Source organism: Streptomyces sp. SL06 (genome assembly GCF_058244745.1).
In genome coordinates this window covers 4060211-4083186 of record NZ_JBSYOT010000002.1, presented here as the reverse complement: position 1 = coordinate 4083186, position 22976 = coordinate 4060211, and the positions used below count along the sequence as shown (strand labels likewise).

Genomic DNA, 22976 nt, shown 5'->3' with positions numbered 1-22976 from the left:
AATACCGTACGTCGTGCTGCTGCGCGAACTGGTCGACCGCCAGACCGCCCGCCGGGGTCAGATCTGATTCTCACCGCCGTCGACGTACCAGTTGGCCCCGAGGACGAAGCTGCTCTGCCCCGAGGCGAGGAAGGCCACCACCGCGGCGACCTCATCGGGTCGCCCCATCCGCCCGATCGCGGTGTCCCCGGCGAGCTTCGTCCGGACGGCGGACGCCTTCTCCGCACCGAAGAGGTTCGTTATCCCGGGGGTGTCCACGGGGCCCGGGGAAACGGCGTTGACCCGGATGCCGCGGCCCTTGAGTTCATTGGCCCAGCCCCGCGCGAAGGACCGGACGGCGGCCTTGGAGGCGGCGTACAGACTGAACGCCTCCGCGCCGTTGTCACCGGCGGTGGAGGCGTTGAGAATCACCGAGGCGCCGTCGTTGAGCAGCGGCAGCGCCTTCTGCACGGTGAAGAGCGTGGCCCGCACGTTGACGCCGAAGATCTGGTCGAACTGCTCCTCGGTGATCTGCTCAAGCGGCACGAGCGAGGCGGCCGCCGCGTTGGCGAAGACGACGTCCAGTCCCCGGCCCCGGGCGCGGACCGCGTCGTAGAGCCGGTCCAGGTCGGCGAGGTCGGTGATGTCACCGGCCACCGCCGTGGCCTTCGCCGACCCGATGGTCTCCACCGCCGCGTCCAGCTCGGCCCTGCGCCGGCCGGTGACGAACACGTGCGCGCCCTCGTCCGCCAGCCGCGCCGCGGTCGCCAGGCCGATTCCGGTGCCGCCGCCGGTGACGACGGCGGTCTTGCCTTCCAGCTGTCCCATGCGAATGACCTCCACGAAATTCAGTACCGATCGATACTGAACTGGACCGTAGCACATCTGCACCGACCGGTACCGAAGTCGTAGACTGGGGGCATGACGACACGACGGAAGGGACCGGTCGGCCGGCCGAGGGGCTTCGACGCCGACGAGGCCCTCGAACAGGCCATGCGGGTCTTCTGGGAGCAGGGCTACGAGGGCGCCGGCCTCACCGATCTGACCAACGCCATGGGCATCACCCGCACCAGCATGTACGCGGCCTTCGGCAACAAGGAGGAGCTGTTCCGCAAGGCCCTGGAGCGCTACGAGGAAGGCCCCGCCGCCTATGTGGCCCGCGCCCTGCGGGAGCCGACCGCCCGCGAGGTGGCCACCGCGTTCCTGAACGGCGCCGTCCGCACCAACACGCGCCCCGACTGCCCCTCCGGCTGCCTGGGCGTCCAGGGCGCCATCGCCGCCGGCGACACCGGGCGCTCGGCCCGCGACCTGCTCGCCGCCTGGCGCAACGAGGGCGTCTTCCGCCTGCGGGACCGGTTCCGCGAGGCCGCCGACGCCGGCGACCTGCCGCCCGGAGCCGACCCCCTGGACCTCGCCCGCTATCTCATGACCGTCACCAACGGCATCTCCGTCCAGGCGGCCGGCGGTGCCACCCGGGAAGAACTCCAGCGGGTCGCCGACATGGCCCTGCGCAACTGGCCGCCCGCCTGACGAACTCCGCCAGGGGCAGCCCCAGTTGTCAAGTGGCCGTGGGGCCGCCCGCTTCTTTGTCAGTGTCGTGCTTCCGCGATCCGCGTCAAGGGCGCTCCCTGCGGTCGCGTCGCCTTCGGCGATCGGCCTGCGGCCGACCCTTGACCCGGCTCACTCCAGCACGGGTGAGAAGCGTGCGGGCGGCCCGGGGGGAACGGGTGGCCGACCCGGGTTCGCGATCAGCCGTCCGTTGCATCGCCCTCGGCGCGGGCGGTGCGCACCAGCACCTCGCAAGCACGCCACGCGGGCTAAGCGGCTTGCGGCGCGTGGGGGGGACATACCCCTTGAAAAGCGTGAACACTTCGGGCCGAAGTGTTCACGCTTTTCAAGACCACCCCCCCCACGGTTGGCCGCCGAGACGGCCCGGCGTGCTTGCGAGGTGCTGACGCGTCCCCGTATGCCGGGTGGCTGGGTAGCTGGCGGAAGGGGTGTTGCAGGTTGGCCACCCGTTCCTCCGGGCCGCCCGCTCGCTTCTTCCCCGTGCTGGAGCGAGCCGGGTCAAGGGTCGGCCGCAGGCCGATCGCCGAAGGCGACGCGACCGCAGGGAGCGCCCTTGACGCGGATCGCGGAAGCACGACACTGACAAGGAAGCGGGCGGCCCCACGGCCACTCATCCAGCGGGCGGCTCCCTCAACACCCCCGGCGGCAGAGACAGAGGCAGCGCAGCAAACTCGTACCCCTCCCAAAGCCGCCGAGACACCTCCTCCGGATAGGGCACGACAACCGGCTCACCGCCGGACAGCACCTGCACAAGCCGCCCTTCGAGGTCGTACGCCGGCCACCCGGGATCGCCCGTGCGCGCGAACGCCGTCCACGAGGACCGGAAACGCGCGGACAGGGCCAGCGCCTCCGGCGACGGTTCCGCCCCGGCGAACAGCAGCAGCGCCAGATCGGCCTGGAAGGTGCCGAACAGGAGCGGGATGTCCAGGCCGTGGCACGCGCCGAAGGCGCCGCCGTCGGCCGGGGCCGGCCAGGTCAGCTCGTAGGCGTACGAACGCCCGCCGCCCGCGAGGTGGGCCTCGGCCAGATGCAGCGAGGGCATGGCGAACAGCCAGTCCGTCTGGACGCGTTCGTACAGGTCGTTGGCGCAGGCGTCGGGGAACGCGGCCCGGTAGGCCGCCTCGCCGCCCGGCGCGTACAGACTCAGGGCCTCGCTCGCGCGTTCGCCGGTGATCCGGCCGAGCCTGCCCGCCATGGCGCTGAACAGCCGGTTCTCGTCCCGGTTGTGGCCGACGACCAGGTCGACGTCCCGGGACGCGCCGGACGCCAGCGCCCGCCACGGCACGAGCGGCAGCACGTCGCCGTCGACGACCGGCGAGTACGGGGTGACCGTGGGCGCGGCCTGGCCCCAGCGGGCGACCTGTCCGGGCATCTTCGGGGAGAGTGCCTGCCCCGCCTTCACCAACTGGCCCGGGGGCACGGCCGACAGGTCGGCGACGGTGGGCCGCAGGCCGATCTCGGCGGCCAGGGCGGCACCGATGTCGCGGGCGAGTTCGGCGGAGAAGTACGTGCCCGGCACGCTCTGGGCGATGGCCCGCCGGAACAGCCCGGCCGCGCGCGGCATGGCCAGCAGGGAGGCGACGGAACCGGCGCCGGCCGACTCGCCGAAGACGGTGACCCGGTCCGGGTCGCCGCCGAACGCGGCGATGTTGTCCCGTACCCATTCCAGCGCGGCCACCTGGTCGAGCAGGCCCCGGTTGGCGGGGGCGCCCTCGATGTGGGCGAAACCCTCCATGCCGACCCGGTAGTTGAAGGTGACGACGACAAGGTCGCCGTCGGCGGCGATACGGCGGGCGTCGTAGCCGGGGCTGCCGGAGTGGCCGAGCCGGTAGGCGCCGCCGTAGATCCAGACCATGACCGGGCGGCGGGCGGCCGGGTCCGGGGCGGGGGTCCAGACGTTGGCCGTCAGCCAGTCGTCGCCCTCGGGGGCGTCGAGGGTACCGCCGCTGCCCTGGATGCCGAGATCCTGCGGGGGCGGCGGCCCGAAGGCGTGGGCCTCGCGTACGCCGTCCCAGGCGCGGGCGGGGCGGGGGGCGGCGAACCGGGCCTCCCCCACCGGGGGTTCGGCGAACGGGATGCCGCGGAAGACGGTCAGACCGTCCTCCCGCCGCCCGCGCACCGCACCGGCGACGGTGCGCACCACGGCCTCGGGGGCCTCGGGGTTCGTCATCGATCACTCCCTCACTGGACGCCGGGTGATCTCACGGACCCTACGCCGCGGTGCGCGTCCGCAGCCGGTCGGGTCAGCTCAGGGTCTTGAGCGACGCCGCCTCGAACGGGGCCAGCTCCTCGAAGCGGCCGGAGAGGACCTTCTGGGCCCAGTGCGGGTCCTGGAGCAGCGCGCGGCCGACGGCGACAAGGTCGAACTCGTCGCGCTCCATGCGGTCCAGGAGGTTGTCGAGGCTGCCGAGCGGGGCGCCCTCGCCCTGGAAGACCTTGCCGAACTCGCCGTCGAGGCCGACCGAGCCGACGGTGATGGCGGTCTTGCCGGTCAGCTTCCTGGTCCAGCCGGCGAGGTTGAGGTCGGAGCCGTCGAACTCGGGGTGCCAGTAGCGGCGGGTGGAGGCGTGGAAGGCGTCGACACCGGCCGAGGCGAGCGGGGCGAGGACGGCCTCCAGCTGCTCGGGGGTCTCGGCGAGGCGGGCGTCGTAGGCCTCCTGCTTCCACTGGGAGTAGCGGAAGATCACGGGGAACCCGTCCGAGACGGCGTCCCGCACGGCGGCCACGATCTCGGCGGCGAACCTGGTGCGGGAGACGGGGTCGCCGCCGTAGGCGTCGGTGCGGCGGTTGGTGCCGGACCACAGGAACTGGTCGACGAGGTAGCCGTGGGCGCCGTGGATCTCCACGCCGTCGAAGCCGATGCGCTCGGCGGCCCCGGCGGACTCGGCGAAGGCGCCGATCACGTCGTCCAGGTCGCGCTGGGTCATCACCTTGCCGGTGGCCTCGTCCTCGCCGATCCGCAACCCGGAGGGGCCGACGGCTGGGGCGTCCGCGAAGGGCGGCTCGCCCTGCTTGCGCACCATGCCGATGTGCCACAGCTGCGGGACGATCGTGCCGCCCGCCGCGTGCACCGCCTCGGCGACCTTGGCCCAGCCGGCGAGCTGCTCCTCACCGTGGAAGCGGGGCACCCGGTCGCTCTGTCCGGCGGAGTCGTGGCCGACGTACGTGCCCTCGGTGACGATCAGTCCGACACCGGCGGCGGCGCGGCGCGCGTAGTACGACACGACATCCTCGCCGGGGACGCCGCCGGGCGAGAACATCCGGGTCATCGGCGCCATGGCGATGCGGTTGGGCACGGTCAGGCCGTTGATGGTGGCCGGGCGGGCGAGGAGCTGCGCGGCGCGTGAGGCGGTCTCGGGGGTGGTGGCGGTCACGTGGGGGCTCCTTGGGAGGGACCGGGTGGTATGTGCGCGTGCATTCATCACGCTTCAGCGACAACGGGCGTACCCCGCACGGCAATTCCGCCCACCACCCACGGTCTGCTGTGATCCGCGCCACAGCTTGGCGGGCCCGGAAACGCCCGAGGGCGGCATCCCGGCCGTGGCCAGGATGCCGCCCTCGGTACGTGAAGGACGGTCGATCAACCGGAGGTCGATCAGAAGTCCATGTCACCGCCCGGCATGCCGCCCGGAGCACCGGCCGGGGCGGCCTTCTCCGGCTTGTCGGCGATGACGGCCTCGGTGGTGAGGAACAGCGCGGCGATGGAGGCGGCGTTCTGTAGAGCGGAACGGGTCACCTTCGCCGGGTCGATGATGCCCTCGGCGATCATGTCGACGTACTCACCGGACGCGGCGTTCAGGCCGTGGCCGACGGTCAGGTTGCGGACCTTCTCCACGACGACGCCGCCCTCGAGACCGCCGTTGACGGCGATCTGCTTCAGCGGGGCCTCCAGGGCGAGCTTCACGGCGTTGGCGCCGGTCGCCTCGTCACCCTCGAGCTCCAGCTTCTCGAAGACCTGGGAGGCCTGGAGCAGGGCCACGCCACCACCGGCGACGATGCCCTCCTCGACGGCCGCCTTCGCGTTGCGAACGGCGTCCTCGATGCGGTGCTTGCGCTCCTTGAGCTCGACCTCGGTGGCGGCACCGGCCTTGATGACGGCCACGCCGCCGGCCAGCTTCGCCAGGCGCTCCTGGAGCTTCTCGCGGTCGTAGTCCGAGTCGCTGTTCTCGATCTCGGCGCGGATCTGGTTGACCCGGCCCTGGACCTGGTCGGCCGAGCCGCCGCCGTCCACGATCGTGGTCTCGTCCTTGGTGATGACGACCTTGCGCGCCTTGCCCAGCAGGTCGAGCGTGGCGTTCTCCAGCTTGAGCCCGACCTCCTCGGAGATGACCTCGCCGCCCGTGAGGATGGCGATGTCGCCGAGCATGGCCTTGCGGCGGTCGCCGAAGCCCGGGGCCTTGACGGCGACGGACTTGAAGGTGCCGCGGATCTTGTTGACGACCAGGGTCGACAGGGCCTCGCCCTCGACGTCCTCGGCGATGATCAGCAGCGGCTTGCCCGACTGCATGACCTTCTCCAGGAGCGGCAGCAGGTCCTTGACGTTGCCGATCTTGGAGTTGGCGATCAGGATGTAGGGGTCGTCGAGCGACGCCTCCATCCGCTCCATGTCGGTGGCGAAGTACGCCGAGATGTAGCCCTTGTCGAAGCGCATGCCCTCGGTGAGTTCCAGCTCCAGACCGAAGGTCTGGGACTCCTCGACGGTGATGACGCCTTCCTTGCCGACCTTGTCCATGGCCTCGGCGATCAGCTCGCCGATCTGGGTGTCGGCGGCGGAGATGGAGGCCGTGGAGGCGATCTGCTCCTTGGTCTCGACGTCCTTCGCCTGTTCGAGCAGGGCGGCGGAGACGGCCTCGACGGCCTTCTCGATACCGCGCTTCAGGGCCATCGGGTTGGCGCCGGCCGCGACATTGCGCAGGCCTTCCTTGACCAGGGCCTGGGCGAGAACGGTCGCGGTGGTCGTACCGTCACCGGCGACGTTGTCCGTCTTCTTGGCGACTTCCTTGACCAGCTCGGCGCCGATCTTCTCGTACGGGTCCTCGAGCTCGATCTCCTTGGCGATGGACACGCCGTCGTTGGTGATCGTGGGGGCGCCCCACTTCTTCTCGAGGACGACGTTGCGGCCCTTGGGGCCGAGCGTCACCTTGACGGCGTCCGCGAGCTGGTTCATGCCGCGCTCGAGGCCGCGCCGCGCCTCCTCGTCGAACGCGATGATCTTGGCCATGTGAAGTGGTCCCTCCAGGACTGGGGGTGATTCCTTCGGACCGCGCCCGCGCCCGCGACGGACGGCTCGCCGGCCTCGTGGTTCCTTCCCCACCCGGCCTGCGGGCCTCACCGACCCGGTCCTTCGTTGTCACTCTCACCTTCAGAGTGCTAACGCCAATGATTAGCACTCGGCATGGTCGAGTGCAAGCGCCATACCGGGATCGGCGGCCCGCCGCCCCGCCTCCACCACCTCCTGACCCCGGGAACACGAAGGGCCCGCACCCCCGTGCGGGGGTGCGGGCCCTTCGATGAAGAACCGTTCGCTTGCGGTGGCCGAACGTCTCAGGCGCTGAGGCGAACCATGTCGGCCTGCGGGCCCTTCTGACCCTGCGAGATCTCGAACTCGACCCGCTGGCCTTCTTCGAGGGTGCGGTAACCGTCCATCTGAATCGCACTGTAGTGGACGAAAACATCCGCACCACCGTCGACCGCGATGAAGCCGTACCCCTTCTCCGCGTTGAACCACTTGACGGTGCCCTGAGCCATGCCTAACTCCCCTATTACTGGCCCTTGCACAGATCCGCACTTCGCGGACCCGGGTCAGACCTCACCCCCCACGACTGGGGGCGTGCGCCGGAACGCGTCGACCGCGGCCGAATGTATCTGCCCAACTGCCGTCTGCAACAGGTCAGTCGGACGAGAAATCTGGACGCGCCCGGTCCGGAATGTGGCGAGAATTCGTCCGAATTCAGGTCAATTCGGGGCACACAAAGGGAACAAAAGCCGCGAAATACGTCCACACTTTGGCTGCTTCTTGTCGGACGTGCGGCAGGAATTAAAGGTTCCCGACCTTGCGATCGGGAGCGCGTTCCCCAACTCTACCGTGCTCAACCACATGGAATTGCCCCCTCCGCTTCTCTTACGGAGAGGGCAATTCGCACTACGAGGGGTATCAGCCGCCGGCGACCGCGGGAATGATCGAAATGCCCGCGCCGTCCGGGGTCGCGGTCTCCAGGCCCTGCTCGAATCGGACGTTGTCGTCATTGACGTAGACGTTGACGAAGCGGCGCAGCCTGCCCTCGTCGTCCAGGACGCGGGCGGCGATGCCGGTGTGGTTCTTCTCCAGGTCGGAGATGACCTCGCCCAAAGTGGCGCCTTCGGCGCCGACCTCGGACCTGCCGCCGGTGTAGGTGCGCAGGATGGTCGGGATGCGAACGGTCACGCTCATGCGAGGCCAGCCTCTCGGAAGGAGTCCAGGTTCGGGCGGATGGTCGCGGTCAGGCCGGTGCCGGCCACCGCGTCGAGGGTCTTCAGGCCGTCGCCGGTGTTCAGGACGACGGTGGTGAGCCTTGGGTCCAGTACGCCGTCGTCGATCAGCTTCTTCGTCACGCCGACCGTCACACCGCCCGCCGTCTCCGCGAAGATGCCCTCGGTGCGGGCGAGCAGCTTGATGGCGTCCACGACCTGCTCGTCGGTCACGTCCTCCACGGCGCCGCCGGTGCGCCGGGCGATGTCGAGGACGTAAGGGCCGTCGGCCGGGTTGCCGATGGCCAGCGACTTGGCGATGGTGTCCGGCTTCTGCGGACGGACCACGTCGTGGCCGGCCTTGTACGCGGTGGAGACCGGCGAGCAGCCCTTGGCCTGCGCGCCGAAGATCTTGTACGGCTTGTCCTCGACCAGGCCGAGGTCGATCAGCTCCTTCAGCCCCTTGTCGATCTTCGTCAGCTGGGAGCCGGACGCGATCGGCACGACGAGCTGGTCGGGCAGCTTCCAGCCGAGCTGCTCGCAGATCTCGTACGCGAGGGTCTTGGAGCCCTCCGCGTAGTACGGCCGCAGGTTGACGTTGACGAAGCCCCAGCCCTCGCCGGCCGGGTCGCCGATCAGCTCGGAGCAGAAGCGGTTCACGTCGTCGTAGTTGCCCTCGATGCCGACCAGCTCGCCGCCGTAGACGGCGGCCATGACGACCTTGCCCTGCTCCAGGTCGTGCGGGATGAACACGCAGGAGCGGAAGCCGGCGCGGGCGGCGGCGGCGCCGACGGCGCCGGCGAGGTTGCCGGTGGAGGAGCAGGACAGGGTGGTGAAGCCGAAGGCGCGGGCGGCCTCGATGGCCTGGGCGACGACGCGGTCCTTGAAGGAGTGCGTCGGGTTGCCGGAGTCGTCCTTGACGTACAGACCGCCGGTGACGCCGAGTTCGCGGGCCAGGTTGTCGGCCTTGACCAGCTTGGTCCAGCCGGGGTTGATGTTCGGCTTGTCGGCCACGTCGGCGGGGACGGGCAGCAGCGGGGCGTAGCGCCAGATGTTCGCGGGGCCCGCCTCGATGCGCGCGCGGAGTTCCTCGGTGTCGTGGGCCGAGAAGTCGTAGGCGATCTCCAGCGGGCCGAAACACTCCTCGCAGGCGAAGACGGGGCCGAGCGGCACGCGGTGCCCGCATTCGCGGCAGGAGAGCGCGGCGGCGGGGCCCAGATCGACGGGGGAGGCGGTGGACGCGGAGGCGTCGGCGTGGTCGGTGGCGCTGGTGACGGTCTGCACAGCCATGGAGGCGAGGCCCTTTCTCCTCATCTTCCTCACGACGCATCTCGCCGTGAGACGGATTTGGCACCTTCCCTAGCCGGGAGCCTCGCCACGTCCGTGTGACAGGAACCGACTGGAGGGTTGCCGGGGCTTCATCGGGCCGTATCCCTCTGCCCCTCTGGATGAGCGGTATGTAGTTGTTTTTCCGTGGTGCGCGCGGCGGCCCCGGCATGCGGTGGCCGACCGTGTTGTTCAAGACTGTAACCGAAGGCCAAGGCGGTCGAGACAGTCGTCCGAACCGCGAGATGGATCACAAAGGGAGCGACGGGACGTGCTGGAAGAAGTCGAGCGCTGGCTGAGCGCGCGCTCCTGGTCCGTGGCGGACCGGCCGCTCCAGCGGATCCTTTCCGCCAAGCGCGCCACCGGGCAGACGGTGAGCGTGGTGCTCCCCGCCCTCGACGAGGAGGCCACGGTCGGCGAGATCGTCACGGTGATCCGCCGGGAGCTGATGGGGCGGGTGCCGCTCGTCGACGAGGTCGTGGTCGTGGACTCCGGGTCGAGCGACCGTACGTCGCAGGTGGCCGCGGCGGCGGGCGCGCGGGTCGTGCACCGCGACGCGATCCTGCCCCGCGTCCCGGCGGTGCCCGGCAAGGGCGAGGTGCTGTGGCGTTCGCTGCTGGTGACCGGCGGCGACATCGTCTGCTTCGTCGACGCCGATCTGCGCGAGTTCTCCGCGGACTTCGTCTCCGGGATCGTGGGCCCGCTGCTCACCGACCCGGACGTGCACCTCGTCAAGGCCATGTACGACCGTCCGCTCGGCGCGGCCGCCGGGCAGGGCGGGCGGGTCACCGAGCTGATGGCCCGCCCGCTGCTCAATCTGCACTGGCCGCGGCTGGCGGGCTTCGTCCAGCCGCTCGGCGGCGAGTACGCGGCCCGCCGCTCCCTGCTGGAACGGCTGCCCTTCCCCGTCGGTTACGGGGTGGAGCTGGGCATCCTGGTCGACTCCCTGCACCTGGTGGGCCTGGACGCCCTCGCGCAGGTCGACGTGGGGGTCCGCAGGCACCGGCACCAGGACGAGCGGGCGCTGGGCCGCATGTCCGCGTCGATCTACCGCACCGCCCAGCTCCGGCTGGCCCGCGGCCATCTGCTGCGGCCGGCCCTCACCCAGTTCGAGCGGGGCGCCGACGGCTTCGAGCCGCGCACGTACGCCGTGGACGTGGAGGAACGGCCTCCGATGACGGAGATCGCGGAGTACGCGGCCCGGCGGGTGGCCTGAGCGTCAGCCGGGTACGCCGTCCGACCAGCGCCAGATGCCGCCGGAGTCCTGTGCGCAGGTCAGGTACTCGCCGCCGCGGCCGTGGGTGCTCAGGCCGTGGTGCTTGTTGGCGCAGAACTGGCCGTCGGCGTAGCAGTTGCCCGCGGGGCTCATGAGTTCGCAGGCGCCGGTGCCGCCCCCGCCTGTGCCACCTCCGCTCGTGCCACCTCCGCTCGTGCCGCCCCCGCCCGTGCCGTTGTCCTGAGTCTTCGCCGGTTCCGGGGCCGGCTTCGGGGTGTGCAGGAGGCGCCCGGCGCAGTCGCGGCCGTCGCGGGGGACGGTGAAGGTCACCGGGCCGGATCCGCCGCTCTGCTCGCAGACCTTCTCGCCGCTGCCCCAGGAGGAGGCCCGCTGTCCGGTGCCCTGGAGGTGGACGGCGAAGTCGGTCCTGGCCTGCTTCGCGGCGCTGACGGCCGACCCGACGCTGCGGCCGGTGAAGTCCGGCAGCGCGACGGCCACGGTCGGCGTGGGGGTCGGGGTCGGGGTGGGGGTCGGGGCGTCGGTGGTCGGGGACGCCTCCGGTGTGGGACTGGCGCTGTCGCTCGGCGTGGCGGTGGCCGCCGCGGGCCGCCCCTCCGCCTTCGTACCGGCGTCCCCGTCGCCTTCGCCGCAGCCGGCCAGTGCCAGCGCGGAGGCCGCGACCAGCGCCGCGGCGCCGGCGAATCTGCGCATGCGCGTATGCATGGGCATAGAACTGGGCATAGAACGCCCACCCCCCAGAAAGTTGAAATGTTCACCGCGCATCCTCGACCTCTTCACATCTTCCGCACAAGTCGCTTGACCGAATCGGCCGCGACGTGACATGGAGGAACGTTTGAGGTTTTGGGGGCCGGGCTAGATTGAGGCGTATGGCTTCAAGCTTCGGTGCTGCTCAGGTGGTGGTCGCCTCCAACCGGGGGCCGGTCTCGTACGAGGTGCGGGAGGACGGTTCGCTGCACGCCAAACGGGGCGGTGGCGGGCTGGTCTCCGGGCTTTCCGCCATCGGGCCGGACGCCGGGGCGCTGTGGGTGTGCTCGGCGCTGGGCGACGGCGACCGCGAGGCGGTGCGGCGCGGGGTCGGCGAGGACGGCGTACGGATGCTGGACGTGCCGGCCGACATGCACGCGGACGCGTACAACGGGATCGCCAACTCCGTGCTGTGGTTCGTGCACCACATGCTCTACCAGACGCCCCTCGAACCGGTCTTCGACGCGGAGTTCCGTCGGCAGTGGGCCTCCTACGAGGCGTACAACCGGGCCTTCGCCGAGGCGCTGGCCGAGGAGGCGGCCGAGGGCGTGGTCGCGCTCGTGCAGGACTACCACCTGGTGCTGGTGCCGGGGATGCTGCGCGAGCTGCGCCCCGACCTGCGCATCGGCCACTTCTCGCACACGCCGTGGGCGCCGGTCGACTACTTCCGGCTGCTGCCGGACGACATCGCCGAGCAGGTGCTGCGCGGCATGCTCGGCGCCGACCGGCTCGGCTTCCTCACCCGGCGCTGGGCCGACGCGTTCACCGCGTGCTGCGACGCGCTGGTGGGCGGTCTCGGCGGCACGGAGATCGGCGTGCACGGGCTCGGCGCGGACGCGGACTTCCTGCGCAAGCGGTCGCACGAGGCCGATGTCGACGAGCGGATGGCGGCGCTGCGGGAGGAGATCGGCGAGGGGCGCCGGACGATCGTCCGGGTGGACAGGACCGAGCTGTCGAAGAACATCGTGCGGGGGCTGCTGGCGTACCGGGAGCTGCTGGCGGAGCGTCCGCAGTGGCGCGAGCGGGTGGTGCACGTCGCGTTCGCCTACCCCTCGCGGCAGGATCTCGCCGTGTACCGGGACTACACCGCCGAGGTGCGGCGGGTGGCGGACTCGGTCAACGCGGAGTTCGGGACGGCGGGGTGGACGCCGGTCGTGCTGCATGTGAAGGACGACTTCGCGCGGTCGCTCGCGGCGTACCGGCTGGCCGACGTGGCGCTCGTCAATCCCATCCGGGACGGGATGAACCTCGTGGCGAAGGAGGTGCCGGTCGTCTCCGACGCGGGGTGCGTGCTGGTGCTGTCGCGGGAGGCGGGGGCGTACGAGGAGCTGGGCGAGGACGCGGTGGTGGTGAACCCGTACGACGTGTCGGGGACGGCGCGGGCACTGCACGAGGCGCTGTCGGTGGGGGCCGGGGAGCGCGCGGAGCGCTCGAAGCGGCTGGCCGCGGCGGGGACGGCGTTGCCTCCGGCGCGCTGGTTCCTGGATCAGCTGGACGCGCTGAGGGCCTGACGCGGGTTACTCCTACGCGAGGTGGGCCGCCAGGGTGCGCAGCAGCGCCACCACTCCCGTCGGGCCGTCGACCACGAGGTCGGCCCTCTCGCGGAGTTCGGGGACCTCGTCGCTGCCGCTGCACACCAGGAGGCCCGGGGTGCCCTGTGCGCGGAGGGTGTCGACGGCCGTGAAGGCGGGCAGGTCGCCGAGGTCGTCGCCCGCGTAGAGGACGGATCCGGCGTCGAGGGAGCGCACGTGCTCCCTCAGCGCGGCGCCCTTGTCCATGCCGGGCGGGCGCAGTTCGAGGACCATGCGGCCCGGTTCGACGATCAGGCCGTGGCGTTCGGCCAGGTCGGTGAGGGGGGCGCGCAGGGCGTCGAAGGCGGCCTGCGGGTCGGGGGCGCGGCGGGTGTGGACGGCGACCGCGTGGCCCTTCTCCTCGATCCAGGCGCCCTGCCGCGCGCCGGCCCGCTCGATCAGCGCCGGCAGCTCGGCGCGGACGGCGGCGACGCCGGGGTGCGGTGCAGGGGTGGTGAGGGTGCCGGTGGCGGCGTCCCAGCGCTCGGCGCCGTAGTGGCCGAGGACGACGAGGTGTTCGAGGCCGGGGGCGTCCGCGAAGCCTCCGTGGCGTACGGCGACCTCGGCCGGGCGGCCGGTGATCACCGCGACGGAGGCGACCTTCGGGGCGAGCACGGCGAGGGCGGGCACCGCGTCCGGGTGGGCCCGCGCCCGGTCGGGGTCGGGCACGATCGGGGCGAGCGTACCGTCGAAGTCGAGCGCGACCACCGCCCGCTCGGGCCGCGCGAGAAGCGCGTCGAGCCCTTCCCTTCCGGCCCGCGTCACGGGCGTCGGCAAGTCGTCCCGGCTGAAGTCTTGATGGCTGCCCATACGACGAACCTATCCCGCCGCCACGAAACCCACGCCCCACGCAGGCCCCCGGGGTCGTCGGCTCAGCGGTCCGTGCGGCGGGATGCGCGGACGCGGCGCAGGCGGTTGACCGTCACGGGGTCGGTCGCCAGGGCCCGGGGGTCGTCCAGGAGGGCGTTGAGGAGCTGGTAGTAGCGGACGGGGGCCAGGCCCAGTTCCTCGCGGATCGCGCGTTCCTTCGCGCCGGGGCCGGGAAAGCCCCGGCGCTCCAGCGCGAGGATGCTCCGCTCCCGCTCGGCCAGCTCACCCAGGTCCATGTACGGCACCGTAACGCCCGCCGCCGACAGCGGACGCTACCGCGTCCGCATCGCCGTCGCCTGGATCCGGTCGAGCACCGCCTCGGGGCTGCCGCCGGGCGCGACGGCCTGGCCGATGCGCTTCTTGACCTCGGCGCTGACCGAGGCCCAGGAGGCCTTGCCGACCGGGTACAGCTCGGAGAGCAGCAGTTGGTCCAGGAAGGGCTGGAGGTTCTTGTCCTCGGCCGCCGTGCTCATGACCTGGGACGCGGAGGTGGTCACCGGCAGCAGGTCGTACTCGCGGGAGAAGCCGAGAACGTTCTCGTCGCTGTAGACGAAGTCGAGGAAGTCGCCGATCTCCTCCTGGTGACCGTTCTCCTTGAAGGCCGTCATCCAGTCGGACACGCCGAGCGTGCTCCTGCTCTCGCCGTCGATGCCCGGGGTGGGCACCATGCCGTACTTCACGCCCTTGTCGGACGCCGTCTTCATCAGCGAGGGATGCCCGTTGAGCATGCCAACGTCACCGTCGGCGAAGGCGGCGAAGGCGTCGGCCCGGTTGAGCCCGCCGGGGGCGACCGGACCGGTGAGGCCCTTGCCGACCAGTTCGTCCTTGAGCCACGTGAAGGTGGTGACGTTCTGGGGCGAGTCGACGGAGTAGGTGCCGACCTCGTCGGTGTAGCCGCCCCCGCCGCTGAGCATCCACTGCATGGTCTCGGCCTGCGCCTCCTCCGCGCCCAGCGGCAGGGCGTACGGGTACTTCACGCCCTTGTCCCGGAGCGCCTCGGCGGCCTCGGCGAGGTCGTCCCAGGACCCCGGCGGCGTGATGCCGGCCTCGTCGAAGAGGGTCTTGTTGTAGAAGAGCACGCGGGTGGAGGCCGCGAAGGGCAGCCCGTACTGCACCCCGCCGACCTGGCCGGCGCCGGCGAGCTGGGAGACGAAGTCGGCCTGGACCGGGATGGAGAGCACGTCGTCGGCCCGGTAGAGCAGCCCCTGGTCCGCGTAGTCGGAGTACGCGCCGATCTGCGCCATGTCGGGCGCCCGGCCGGCCTCGACCATCTCGCGGACCTTGCGGTCGACGTCGTTCCAGGAGTGGACGGTGACCTCCACGTGCACGCCGGGGTGCTCGGCCTCGTAGGACCGGACCAGCCCGTCCCAGTAGTTCTGGGAGCTGTGCCCGCCGTCGCCGTAGTCGGCGGCGACCAGCCGCAACGTCACCTCGCCGGAGTCGCCGGTGAGCCCGCAGCCGCCGAGGACCGCCGTCATGCCCAGCGCGGACACCACCGCGATCGTTCCTGTCCTTCGCCGCTGCACCGTGACTTCCCCAACCCTGCCGACGACCGCGTCGTCCACCGCACGTTCATGTGTTCGCTTACCGGATTAAGGTCTACACCACGCGAGTGGACTAGACCTCTCCCGGGTCGACGGGCCACACTGTCCCTGTGAGACATGTCATCGCCCTCGATGTGGGCGGCACCGGGATGAAGGCCGCCCTCGCGGGACCTGGGGGCGAGCTGCTGCACCGGGCCCGCCGGGCCACCGGCCGCGAGCAGGGACCCGAGGCGGTCGTCGCGGGCATCCTGGACTTCGCCGCCGAACTGCGGGCCCTCGGCGCCGACCGCTTCGGCGAGCCCGCCCGCGCCGCGGGCGTCGCCGTCCCCGGCATCGTCGACGACGAGCACGGCACCGCCGTGTACGCGGCCAACCTCGGCTGGCGCGACGTACCCCTGCGGGCGCTGCTCGCCGACCGGCTGGGCGGCATCCCGGTCGCCGTCGGCCACGACGTGCGCACCGGCGGGCTCGCGGAGGGGCGGATCGGGGCCGGAAAGGGCGCCGACCGGTTCCTGTTCGTGCCGCTGGGCACCGGCATCGCCGGCGCCATCGGCATCGACGGGCGGGTGGAGTCCGGCGCCCACGGCTTCGCGGGCGAGATCGGCCACATCGTCGTACGCCCCGGCACCGCCCCGTGTCCGTGCGGGCAGCGCGGCTGTCTGGAGCGGTTCGCGTCCGCGTCGGCGGTCGGCCGGGCGTGGGCCGAGGCCTGCGGCGACCCGGCCGCGGACGCCGCGGGCTGCGCCGGGGCGGTCGAGTCGGGGGACGCCCGCGCGCTCGCCGTGTGGCAGGACGCCGTGGACGCGCTCGCCGACGGGCTGGTCACCGCGCTCACTCTGCTGGACCCGCGCGTACTGATCATCGGTGGCGGCCTCGCCGAGGCGGGGGAAACCTTGTTCACACCGCTGCGGGAGGCCGTACGCCGGCGGGTCACCTTCCAGAAGCTCCCGGACATCGTCCCCGCGGCCCTGGGGGACACCGCCGGCTGCCGGGGTGCCGGGCTGCTGGCCTGGGACCTGCTCGGCACCGGCCCGCAGGACACCGCCGCGCCCGGCACCGCCGCGCCCGGCACCGCTGCCACGACCGCGACTCCCCCGGAGGTAACCACCTGATGGCCCCAAGCAAGGTTCTCGCCGGTGCCCGGGTGGTACTGCCCACCGGGACCGTGGACGACGGCCGCGTGATCGTCGAGGGCGCGCGGATCGCGGACACGGCGTCCCCGGGGGCGGAGGTCCTCGACGTGTCGGGCCACTGGGTGGTCCCCGGCTTCGTCGACATGCACAACCACGGCGGCGGCGGAGCCTCGTTCGCCACGGGCGACGCCGAGGACATCCTCCAGGGCGTCCGCACCCACCGGCGGCACGGCACCACCACGGTGGTCGCCTCCGCCGTCACCGGTGAGCTGGACTTCCTCGCCCGGCACGCCGGGGTGCTCGCCGAGCTGGCCCAGCAGGGCGACATCGCCGGCATCCACTTCGAGGGGCCGTTCATCTCCCCGTGCCGCAAGGGCGCGCACGACGAACAACTGCTGCGCGAGCCCGATCCGGCCGAGGTCCGCAAGCTGATCGACGCGGCGCACGGCCACGCGAAGATGATGACGCTGGCGACCGAGCTGCCGGGCGGCCTGGACTCCGTACGGCTGCTCGCCGAGCACGGCGTGATCGCGGCGGTCGGGCACACCGACGCCACCTACGAGCAGACGCTTCAGGCCATCGACGCGGGCGCGAGTGTCGCCACGCACCTGTTCAACGCGATGCCGCCGCTCGGCCACCGCTCCCCCGGTCCGATCGCGGCACTGCTGGAGGACGAGCGGATCACCGTCGAGCTGATCGACGACGGCACGCATCTGCACCCGGCCGCGCTCCAGCTGGCCTTCCACCACGCGGGCGCCGCCCGGGTCGCCTTCATCACCGACGCGATGGACGCGGCCGGCTTCGGCGACGGCCGCTACCTGCTCGGCCCGCTGGAGGTCGAGGTCGCGGGCGGGGTGGCCCGGCTGGTTGAGGGCGGCTCGATCGCGGGCTCCACGCTCACCCTTGACCGGGCCTTCAAGCGGGCGGTGACGGTGGACGGGCTGCCCGTGGAGGATGTCGTCGCGGCGATCTCCGCCAACCCGGCGCGGCTGCTCGGCCTGTCCGACCGGATCGGCTCGCTTGAGCCGGGCAGGGACGCCGACCTGGTGGTCCTGGACAACGCCTTCGACCTGGTGGGCGTGATGCGCCGGGGCGAATGGGTGGTCGATCCCGGGCTGGGCTGATCCGCTGCCGAGGGTGGCCGAACCGGGGACTGGGCCGACCGCCGTCCTTTTGGCATGATCGTGTCCCCGGGACAACACGGGTTCCGGGGCACACGGCGGCAGTCGCGAGCGATCGGGGGGAGGCCGGCACGATGATCCTCACAGTCACGCTGAACACCGCTCTCGACATCACCTACCGTGTCCCGGCCCTCATGCCCCACGCCTCCCACCGGGTCACCGAGGTGACCGAGCGGCCCGGCGGCAAGGGGCTGAACGTGGCCCGCGTGCTGGCGGCCCTCGGGCACGAGGTGACCGTCACCGGCTTCGCGGGCGGCACCACCGGGGCCGTCGTGCGCGAGAGACTCGTCGGCGTGCGCGGGGTGGCCGACGCGCTCGTGCCGGTCGTGGGCGCGACCCGGCGCACCATCGCCGTCGTCGACGAACGCACCGGCGACACCACCCAGCTCAACGAACCCGGCCCGGTCGTGGCGCCCGCCGAGTGGGACGACTTCCAGGAGGCGTACGCGGATCTGCTCGCCGGTGCCGCCGCGGTGGCCCTGTGCGGCAGCCTGCCGCCGGGCGTCCCGGTGGGCGCCTACGCCGGGCTGGTGCGCACCGCGCGGACGGCGGGTGTGCCGGTGCTGCTCGACACCGGCGGGGAGCCGTTGCGGCGGGGCGTCGCCGCCCGTCCGGATCTCATCAAGCCGAACGCCGAGGAACTGGCCGAGCTGACCGGCTCGCACGAGCCGCTGCGGGCCACGCAGTCCGCCCGGCGCCGCGGTGCCCGCGCGGTGGTCGCCTCGCTGGGCGCCGAGGGGCTGCTCGCGGTGGTCCCGGAGGGCCGCTGGCGGGCCGCACCGCCCGCCCACGTCCACGGCAATCCGACCGGCGCGGGCGACTCGGTGGTCGCGGGCCTGCTGTCCGGACTGGTGGAGAACCTGCCCTGGCCGGACCGCCTGGCCCGCGCGGTCGCCCTGTCCGCGGCGACGGTCCTGGCACCGGTGGCGGGCGAGTTCGACCGGGCGGCGTACGAGGAGCTGCTCGCGCGCGGGGTCGCGGTGACGGCTCAGGCGGGCGCGGCCTGACGCGCTACTGCTTGACCTGGCCCTGCTTCAGGGAGAACTGGTCCAGCAGAACGTCGCACTTGTCGCCGTCGTCGCAGGAGAGCGAGATGGTGTTGGTGCCCTTGTTGAGGGTGGGCCAGGCGTAGGTCTGGGTCCAGCCCTTGGCGAAGTCGCCGTCCTTGGCACCGGCGAAGTTGCTCAGGTTCAGCTTGTTGCCGAAGGGCTTGCCGTTGATCGTCAGCGTCATCGACTGGTCCTCGCCGGCCGCGCTGTAGCGGGCGAAGAGGGTGTAGGCGCCGGCCTCGGGGATGCCGTCCACGGTCCAGGTGACCGAGGCGCCGGGCTGGTTGAGGTTGGCCACATAGGCGCCGCCCTCCGACTGCGCGCCCTCGACGTCCGAGGCCGTCGCCGCGCCGCCGGACAGCTGCAGTCCCGTCGCGTCGCTGGCCGGCAGCTCCACCTCCTGCTCGGCGTCGTCGCCGGCCGAGGGGCTCGGGTCGGTGCTCTCGGACTGGGTCGGGGTGGGGCCGGCGCCGGCCTCGTCGCCGTTCTTGTCGTCCTCCGAGCCACTGCTCGTCATGGCCACGGCGATGCCGATGACCACGGCGGCGACGACCGCGACCGCGCCGATGAGCAGGCCCTTGGTGTTGGGGCCGCGGCGCCCGCCGCCCCCGCCGTGCCCCGAGCGCTGCGGGCTCGTGGGCGCACCGCCGCCGGGGAACGACTCCGGCGCGGCGTAGTGCGCGTTCGGCTGCCCGTAGGAGCCCTGCTGCGGCGGGGCTGCCTGCCCGTACGCGGCGGTCTGGGTGCCCTGCTGCTGCGGTGCCCCGTACTGCCGTGTCCCTACGGGACGCACCCGGTTGACGGAGTTCGGGTAGCCGTAGCCACCGGACGGCGGCTGGGCCCCGTTGGCCTGCCCGTCGGCGTAGAGGTAGCCGAACGGGTCGTCGTCCTCGGGCGTGCTCGCGCCGTTGTTGCCGGGCGTCATCCCTAGGTCTCCTAACCAGATGCGGTGCGTGTGCGGTACGGGTGGTGAGAGGGCGAGCCTACCCGGTCGAACTGACCCGAGCGGGTGACTCGGGCCGCATCAGCGCACTGACCTGCTGATCATCCCGCGCGGCGGTGCTGTTTGGGACGAGATCGTTTCTCGACGTACATCCGTTCGTCGGCGGACTTCAGGACTTCGTCCGCGGTCATGCCGCAGTGGGCCCATCCGATGCCGAAGCTGGCTCCGACCCGGACGGCCCGGCCCTCGGCCCTGATCGGCTGGATGATCTCGTTGCGCAGCCGTACGGCGAGGTCCTCGGCGTCGGCCCGGCCGAGCCCGTTGGCGAGGATCACGAACTCGTCGCCGCCGAGCCGGGCCACCGTGTCGCCGTCGCGGACGCCGCCGCTGAGCCGACGGGCGACCTCGATGAGCACGGCGTCGCCGGCGTTGTGCCCGAACCGGTCGTTGATCGACTTGAAGCCGTCGAGGTCGCAGAAGAGCACCGCGAGCCCCTTGGTGCCGTCGTCGCGGCCGTCCTCGGGGGCGACGGCGTGCACATGGTGGTCGTAGGCGTCGTACGGCTCGGGAGCGGTGAAGTCGAAGGTGTGGCCGCCGGAGTCGAAGACGGCGGACGGGCCGTAGGCGGCGTCCACGGCGTCGACCACGGCCGCGTGCGGGGACTGCGGGCGCCGGCACAGCCGGGCGGCGAGGCGGGAGCGCAGCTCGGCGGAGTTCGGCAGTCCGGTCAGGGAGTCGTGGGAGGCGCGGTGGGCGAGCTGGAGTTCGCGGCGCTTGCGTTCCTCTATGTCCTCGACGTGGGTGAGCAGGAAGCGCGGCCCGTCGGCGGCGTCGGCGACGACGCTGTTGCGCAGCGAGACCCAGACGTAGGTGCCGTCGCGGCGGCCCAGGCGCAGTTCTACCCGGCCGCCCTCGGCGGAGGTCCGCAGCAGGGTGCCGATGTCCTCGGGGTGGACGAGGTCGGAGAAGGCGTAGCGGCGCATGGCGGAGGCGGGGCGGCCCAGCAGCCGGCACAGGGCGTCGTTGGTGCGCAGGATCCGGCCGTGCTGGTCGCCGCCCATCTCGGCGATGGCCATGCCGGAGGGGGCGTACTCGAAGGCCTGGCGGAAGCTCTCCTCGCTGGCTCTGAGGGCCTGCTGGTCGCGCTCCAGGCGGACCAGGGCGCGCTGCATGTTGGAGCGCAGCCGGGCGTTGCTGATCGCTATGGCGGCCTGGAACGCGTACATCTGCAGGGCCTCGCGGCCCCAGGCGCCGGGGCGGCGGCCGTTGCGCGGCCGGTCCACGGACAGGACGCCGATCAGCTCGCCGCTGGCGCCGCCGCCCTGCGGTCCCGGCGCGTACATCGGGGCGAAGAGCCGGTCCGAGGGGTGCCACTCGTCCTCGAAGCGGGGTGCGGGCCCGTCGGTGTACCACTGGGGGACGTTGTCGTCGTCGAGGACCCAGCCCTCGGTGTGGGGTATGAAGATCAGGTCGCCCCACTGCTCGCCCATGTTCAGGCGTCGGTCCCAGGACTCGCGGGAGCCCGCGCGGCCGGTGATCAGCGCCTCGGCGGCCTGGTTGCCGGCGAGGGCGGCGACGACGAGATCGCCGTCGGGGCGGACCAGATTGACGCACGCCAGCTCGTACCCGAGGGCCTGGACGACGCCGTCGGCGACGGCTTGCAGGGTGTCGGCCAGGCTGCGGGCCTTGTTCATGTCGGCCATGGCCTGGTGCAGTTGCCGCAGGGACGCAAGACGGACATAGGGCTCCGACTCGGTCTCCATGCTCGCCCTCCCCCCGAGACCTCGCAGCGAATCAAGGGTTCTCTTCGGCGCCTTTACTGATGGTGCCCTTGCAGGTTCCCCGCCACTGAATCACAGCGCGCTCCGCACTCGGTACACAGGGTCAACAATTACCGCCCCTTGTGACTCAAGTCACAGCGAAACATGAACAATTGGGCGGCGTTTCCGCGGTTTCCCCGTACGTTTGCCGAACGCAAAGTCCGTCAGTACGCGCACGCCTCCTTCTGTGGTCCTAGGTCCCGGTTCGGACCTGGGGCCGATGCCCGGCCGACGGACGCAGATTAGCGTGACGGAGTGCCGAAAACGCCGAGAACCCTGTCTTCCACGACCCACGCCTCCCCCGCGCTCCCGTCGCAGTCGCCCGCCCGCGGGCATGCTGAGGGGGTGAGCAACGAGGAGTTCCGTGCCGCCATGTCCCGGCTGGCCTCGGGCGTGGTCCTGATGACCGCGCAGGAGCCGCCGCTCGACCCCGACGACCCGCTGGCGCCGGGCGGCGAGGACGTGGGGATGACGGCCACGGCGTTCCTGTCCGTGTCGCTGGACCCGCCGTTGGTCCTGGTCAGCCTGCGCGAGGGCTCCCGCATGGACGACCTGCTCGACGAGCAGCCCCTGTGGGGGGTGTCCGTCCTGTCCGAGAGCCAGCGGCACATCGCGGGCCGCTTCTCGATGAAGGGCCGCATCAGCGACCGCCTGCTCTTCGCCGACATCCCCTCCACGCGGGGCGAGGCGACCGGGGCGCCCCTGGTGGGCGGGGCCCTGGCCACCCTGGAGTGCCGTACCGAGCAGCGGGTGCCGGCCGGCGACCACACGCTGGTGATCGGCCGGGTGCTGACCGCCGGGCTGCCGAGCGCGGACGGGGGGCCGCTGGCGTACTTCCGGGGGAAGTACCGGCAGTTGGGGTGAGCGGCCATGCGCTCGGGGCGAACGCTCCGACGCCGCGCCCACGACGGTCGCTTCCGCGAACTCGGGGGCCGCGACTGGCTCGGGGGTCAGTCCCAGTTCTTCGGGGAGCGGCCCCGCTTGGTCTGCGAGCGCTGCTTCTTCTCCCGCAGCCGGCGTTCGTTGATGCCGCGTGGGACGCGGGTCGCCCGGCGGGGCTTGGGCGGGGGCGCGGTGGCCTCGGCGAGGAGGGCCGCGAGGCGTACGGCGGCGGTCTCGCGGTTGCGCCACTGGGAGCGGTGCTCGGCGGCGCGGACGGTGACGACGCCGTCGGTCAGGCGCCCGGCCAGCCGCTCCAGCGCCCGCCGCTTCCACACCTCGGGCAGGGCCTCGGTCCTCGCCAGGTCGAAGCGCAGCTCCACCGCCGTGTCCGTGGTGTTGACGTGTTGTCCGCCGGGTCCCGAGGAGCGTGAGAAACGCCAGACCAGCTCGGCCTCGGGCAGGGAGACGGAGCCGCGGATGACATGGGGACCGGACATGCCTTCCATGGTCCCGCCCCGGAGCGGCCCGCGTCACCCGAATATGCGCCGTCCCGGTCACGGACGTGGTCACGGCCTCGGTCTCGACCTCGGTCACGGTTTCGGTAAAGAAAGTAAAGAGGGCTGGAACCTTGCGTACCCCTCTCGTCGTTCATGGTGGTAGCTGTAGCTTTCTTGCCGTACG

The 22976-nt window shown here is 72.0% G+C and carries 21 protein-coding genes and 1 riboswitch; of the genes, 7 read left to right on the top strand and 14 right to left on the bottom strand.

Annotated features, from left to right (window positions below; genetic code table 11):
- Window positions 1-57: 57 nt before the first annotated feature.
- Entirely contained in the window at window positions 58-807 is a 750-nt protein-coding gene (locus AC4IHM_RS18695) for an SDR family NAD(P)-dependent oxidoreductase (RefSeq protein ID WP_490868155.1), read from the bottom strand.
- A gap of 93 nt (window positions 808-900) precedes the next feature.
- Here AC4IHM_RS18695 and AC4IHM_RS18690 point away from each other — a divergent pair, with 93 nt between their 5' ends.
- Window positions 901-1509: a TetR/AcrR family transcriptional regulator gene (locus AC4IHM_RS18690; protein WP_490868154.1), complete on the top strand. Its 609-nt coding sequence runs from the start codon at window positions 901-903 to the stop codon at window positions 1507-1509.
- Between the two features lie 649 nt (window positions 1510-2158).
- Here the strand turns inward: AC4IHM_RS18690 and AC4IHM_RS18685 are convergent.
- From AC4IHM_RS18685 to thrC, 6 genes are all read right to left on the bottom strand, one after another.
- The gene (locus tag AC4IHM_RS18685; RefSeq protein WP_490868153.1) at window positions 2159-3718 is read right to left on the bottom strand and encodes a carboxylesterase/lipase family protein; all 1560 of its coding nucleotides are present in this window, start codon (window positions 3716-3718) and stop codon (window positions 2159-2161) included.
- Window positions 3719-3791: 73 nt separating this feature from the next.
- A complete protein-coding gene (locus AC4IHM_RS18680) occupies window positions 3792-4970 on the bottom strand; it encodes an NADH:flavin oxidoreductase (protein WP_490868152.1) in 1179 nt (392 codons plus the stop codon).
- A gap of 173 nt (window positions 4971-5143) precedes the next feature.
- Entirely contained in the window at window positions 5144-6769 is a 1626-nt protein-coding gene (gene groL / locus AC4IHM_RS18675; protein WP_490868151.1) for a chaperonin GroEL, read from the bottom strand.
- 323 nt (window positions 6770-7092) lie between these two features.
- Window positions 7093-7296 (bottom strand): cold-shock protein, encoded by a 204-nt coding sequence (locus AC4IHM_RS18670; RefSeq protein ID WP_004929928.1) that lies wholly within the window; start codon window positions 7294-7296, stop codon window positions 7093-7095.
- 406 nt (window positions 7297-7702) lie between these two features.
- Window positions 7703-7978, bottom strand: coding sequence for a MoaD/ThiS family protein (locus tag AC4IHM_RS18665; protein WP_490868150.1), 276 nt, complete (start codon window positions 7976-7978; stop codon window positions 7703-7705).
- Window positions 7975-9285: a threonine synthase gene (thrC, locus tag AC4IHM_RS18660; protein ID WP_490868149.1), complete on the bottom strand. Its 1311-nt coding sequence runs from the start codon at window positions 9283-9285 to the stop codon at window positions 7975-7977. The genes AC4IHM_RS18665 and thrC overlap by 4 nt, the downstream gene beginning before the upstream one ends.
- Window positions 9286-9302: 17 nt before the next feature.
- Window positions 9303-9450: riboswitch (SAM riboswitch) on the bottom strand.
- Window positions 9451-9592: 142 nt separating this feature from the next.
- Here thrC and AC4IHM_RS18655 point away from each other — a divergent pair.
- Entirely contained in the window at window positions 9593-10537 is a 945-nt protein-coding gene (locus tag AC4IHM_RS18655) for a glucosyl-3-phosphoglycerate synthase (RefSeq protein ID WP_490868148.1), read from the top strand.
- A gap of 3 nt (window positions 10538-10540) precedes the next feature.
- On the opposite strand, the gene AC4IHM_RS18650 is transcribed toward AC4IHM_RS18655, so the two are convergent.
- Window positions 10541-11266, bottom strand: coding sequence for a hypothetical protein (locus tag AC4IHM_RS18650; RefSeq protein WP_490868147.1), 726 nt, complete (start codon window positions 11264-11266; stop codon window positions 10541-10543).
- 158 nt (window positions 11267-11424) lie between these two features.
- Between AC4IHM_RS18650 and AC4IHM_RS18645 the strand changes: the two genes are divergently transcribed.
- Window positions 11425-12813: an alpha,alpha-trehalose-phosphate synthase (UDP-forming) gene (locus tag AC4IHM_RS18645; RefSeq protein WP_490868146.1), complete on the top strand. Its 1389-nt coding sequence runs from the start codon at window positions 11425-11427 to the stop codon at window positions 12811-12813.
- Window positions 12814-12825: 12 nt separating this feature from the next.
- Here AC4IHM_RS18645 and otsB read toward each other — a convergent pair whose 3' ends face one another.
- From otsB to AC4IHM_RS18630, 3 genes are all read right to left on the bottom strand, one after another.
- Window positions 12826-13683: a trehalose-phosphatase gene (gene otsB, locus AC4IHM_RS18640; protein WP_490868145.1), complete on the bottom strand. Its 858-nt coding sequence runs from the start codon at window positions 13681-13683 to the stop codon at window positions 12826-12828.
- A gap of 62 nt (window positions 13684-13745) precedes the next feature.
- Entirely contained in the window at window positions 13746-13979 is a 234-nt protein-coding gene (locus AC4IHM_RS18635; RefSeq protein ID WP_490868144.1) for a DUF3263 domain-containing protein, read from the bottom strand.
- Window positions 13980-14015: 36 nt separating this feature from the next.
- A complete protein-coding gene (locus tag AC4IHM_RS18630; protein ID WP_490868143.1) occupies window positions 14016-15269 on the bottom strand; it encodes an extracellular solute-binding protein in 1254 nt (417 codons plus the stop codon).
- 128 nt (window positions 15270-15397) lie between these two features.
- Here AC4IHM_RS18630 and AC4IHM_RS18625 point away from each other — a divergent pair, with 128 nt between their 5' ends.
- The 3 genes from AC4IHM_RS18625 to AC4IHM_RS18615 all read left to right on the top strand — a co-directional run bounded on the left by AC4IHM_RS18625 (window position 15398) and on the right by AC4IHM_RS18615 (window position 18608).
- Window positions 15398-16399 (top strand): ROK family protein, encoded by a 1002-nt coding sequence (locus AC4IHM_RS18625; RefSeq protein ID WP_490868142.1) that lies wholly within the window; start codon window positions 15398-15400, stop codon window positions 16397-16399.
- Window positions 16399-17544 carry an N-acetylglucosamine-6-phosphate deacetylase gene (nagA, locus tag AC4IHM_RS18620; protein WP_490868141.1) on the top strand — a complete coding sequence of 382 codons (1146 nt, stop codon included), beginning with the start codon at window positions 16399-16401 and terminating at the stop codon, window positions 17542-17544. The genes AC4IHM_RS18625 and nagA overlap by 1 nt, the downstream gene beginning before the upstream one ends.
- Window positions 17545-17675: 131 nt before the next feature.
- Window positions 17676-18608: a 1-phosphofructokinase family hexose kinase gene (locus tag AC4IHM_RS18615; protein WP_490868140.1), complete on the top strand. Its 933-nt coding sequence runs from the start codon at window positions 17676-17678 to the stop codon at window positions 18606-18608.
- Between the two features lie 4 nt (window positions 18609-18612).
- Here the strand turns inward: AC4IHM_RS18615 and AC4IHM_RS18610 are convergent, their stop codons facing one another.
- Window positions 18613-19575: a carbohydrate-binding protein gene (locus tag AC4IHM_RS18610; RefSeq protein ID WP_490868139.1), complete on the bottom strand. Its 963-nt coding sequence runs from the start codon at window positions 19573-19575 to the stop codon at window positions 18613-18615.
- A 119-nt stretch (window positions 19576-19694) separates the two neighbouring features.
- Window positions 19695-21356, bottom strand: a complete 1662-nt coding sequence (gene cdgB, locus AC4IHM_RS18605) for a diguanylate cyclase CdgB (RefSeq protein WP_490868138.1) — start codon at window positions 21354-21356, stop codon at window positions 19695-19697.
- 429 nt (window positions 21357-21785) lie between these two features.
- Between cdgB and AC4IHM_RS18600 the strand changes: the two genes are divergently transcribed.
- The gene (locus AC4IHM_RS18600) at window positions 21786-22277 is read left to right on the top strand and encodes a flavin reductase family protein (protein WP_490870865.1); all 492 of its coding nucleotides are present in this window, start codon (window positions 21786-21788) and stop codon (window positions 22275-22277) included.
- Window positions 22278-22363: 86 nt separating this feature from the next.
- Here AC4IHM_RS18600 and arfB read toward each other — a convergent pair whose 3' ends face one another.
- Window positions 22364-22801 (bottom strand): alternative ribosome rescue aminoacyl-tRNA hydrolase ArfB, encoded by a 438-nt coding sequence (gene arfB, locus AC4IHM_RS18595; protein WP_490868137.1) that lies wholly within the window; start codon window positions 22799-22801, stop codon window positions 22364-22366.
- Window positions 22802-22976: the final 175 nt, after the last annotated feature.